At 39.1% G+C, this 2,081-nt stretch carries 3 protein-coding genes and 1 pseudogene; all 4 read left to right on the top strand.

The window, feature by feature from the left end; all coding sequences use genetic code 11:
- Positions 1–180 (top strand): annotated as a pseudogene (locus O9295_RS04670) (DUF3782 domain-containing protein); the annotation flags it as partial.
- 107 nt (positions 181–287) lie between these two features.
- Positions 288–482 (top strand): type II toxin-antitoxin system HicB family antitoxin, encoded by a 195-nt coding sequence (locus O9295_RS04675; RefSeq protein ID WP_002776391.1) that lies wholly within the window; start codon positions 288–290, stop codon positions 480–482.
- Complete coding sequence (locus O9295_RS04680) at positions 479–697, top strand: type II toxin-antitoxin system HicA family toxin (protein ID WP_044034701.1); 219 nt, start codon at positions 479–481, stop codon at positions 695–697. Before O9295_RS04675 ends, O9295_RS04680 begins: the two co-directional genes overlap by 4 nt.
- A gap of 888 nt (positions 698–1,585) precedes the next feature.
- Positions 1,586–1,807, top strand: coding sequence for a hypothetical protein (locus tag O9295_RS04685; protein ID WP_079206340.1), 222 nt, complete (start codon positions 1,586–1,588; stop codon positions 1,805–1,807).
- Positions 1,808–2,081 lie beyond the last annotated feature (274 nt).

A 2,081-nucleotide genomic window follows, 5' to 3' on the forward strand; every position in this document is an offset into this window, starting at 1 on the left:
CGGTTTCGTAGCTTTTTCTCTGAACACAAAGATAAAAAACTCTATGGCATATTAGCGGCGGTTGATTTATCACCAGGATTACGGGAAAAAATTCTCCAAGAAGGGTTTTATGTGGCTCGGATTCATGACCAAGTATTTGAACTCGATATTCCTGATAATTTTCAACCTCAAATCTATTAAAACCTCAAAGGCGAACGCTTTTCTCAGGGATAATGGACAATTATCAATACTTTATCTTTAATCAATTAGACCTTAGTATAAAAGTTACAAACTAACAGCCACTATTTATGCGCTATCAAGTTCGACTCAAACAAAGCGAAGAAGGTTATGCAATTTGGTGTCCCAGTTTACCCGGATGTTGGTCACAGGGGGACACTGAAGCAGAAGCTATAGAAAATATCAAAGAAGCGATACAAGACTATTTAGAGACAATTGAAGAATTAAACAAAGATGCGGAAGTGCGTTATGTAGAAGTAGGATAAGTAGGCCAAAATTACCCAGAATTAATCATCTACGCACTGTTAATGCCTTTGAAAAAGCGGGATTCCGCATCACTAGACAGAGAAAACATATTACTATGACAAATGGAGAACAGACTATCACCATTCCACGAGCAAATCCGGTTAATGCTTATACAATGGCAGGGATTGTTAAAGAAGCGGGTTTAACTATCGAAGAATTCTTAAAATTACTCTAAAACTATTTCTAACCTGCCTTTAATCCTTCATTTTGGGGGACTGGTCGCCTTAAGAGAAGTGTATCAAGGTATTAGGGAAGTGAGTCGGTTGTGGTGGTGATTCTCCTCTCACTAATTAGGGTTTGCCTTACCCAATTGAATCAGCAGTCTGCTCCCCAGTGCCTTCGGCAAGCGCGGCAATCCGATAAAATAGTAAATCAGAACTTGGAGCTACTTGGTGATAGAGTTGATTAAAATTTAATTTCTTGTGTTCAACAAAGAAATATTGGCGATAGTGGTAATTAGCTAGATTGAACAGATTTTTTGACAAAAAAGCAGCTCGGTCAATTTCTGACCAGCAAGGATGGGATTTAGTATGATATGGCGTTCAACTAGCTTCATGTCTTGATTGTAGCTGATAACCCTCTCAAAATCTATCTCCCTTAAAAGCTACTTATTTTAACCATCTAGCTAGAGGGAGTCAGAAGGTTTCTGGAAATTTGAGGAGATTTAGAGAGAATTTTCGTTTCTGTATTTACCCCCTATTGCCAACCTCAAAGTTTAGTACAAAAGAATTATGCGGTCAGCTATAGGGCGATCGCTGAAAAGAAAAATTGACCCGATTTATTATCAAAATAAAATTTTATAATTGTTGTCTGTTAAAATAAAATTAAGAGGTTGAACTCTATTAGTTAGTCAAAGGTTCGGGGGACGAAGCTCCTCCCCTGACGGGGGGTTTAAGGCTTGGATTGAGTGATAAAATCGGAAGTAATGCCCAATTTTAGCAGAGAGTTTCCCTTTAAAAATCCCAACTCACTAGATTGACAAAATGAGATGCACCCCCTGTTACCTCTTGTTCTTGGTCAAAGGATCGGCTAAGATGATGATAGACAATTTCCAGTTAAAGAGATGAATCAATTAAAACCCAAACTTGTCAATTATCCAGATTGGGATCGAAAAGAGCAAATTAAACGAAATCGTTCGGCTTTGGCTATCTTAGAACAAAGACGACAAAAACGGTCACAAATAACCGATAAGCAAGACCAAGAAATTTCCCAGTCTTTCCTCAATTTTCAGACTGCGATTGATAATGATCGTCCTTTGGGTTCAAAGCTTTATAGCCAAGGATGATTGTCTTTATCGATTCGGGGGTTTTGGGTTGATTAACTCATCCTAAAAAAGCGGGTAAACTGGGAAGATTGGCCTTATTCACTTTTGTCCAAGGGTGCTTATGTAGGGTTTACTGAAAAAGCTTTTCCTAGGGGCAGGGTGTGGGGTGTGGGGTGTGGGGTGTGGGGTTTTACCGATTTTCAGGTGGTCAATTACCTAATTTTCAGGGAAAAAGTCCCGGAATTTTCCCCCCAATCACTCCAAAGGTCGGCACTTTTTGAGGGAAAACAAGTCT

This window comes from Microcystis sp. LE18-22.4A (genome assembly GCF_027531105.1).
In the GTDB taxonomy this organism is placed as follows: domain Bacteria; phylum Cyanobacteriota; class Cyanobacteriia; order Cyanobacteriales; family Microcystaceae; genus Microcystis; species Microcystis aeruginosa.

Coding starts and splice junctions, on each gene's coding strand:
- O9295_RS04675 (WP_002776391.1), top strand. CDS start 288: ATGCGCTATCAAGTTCGACTCAAACAAAGCGAAGAAGGTTATGCAATT.
- O9295_RS04685 (WP_079206340.1), top strand. CDS start 1,586: ATGAATCAATTAAAACCCAAACTTGTCAATTATCCAGATTGGGATCGA.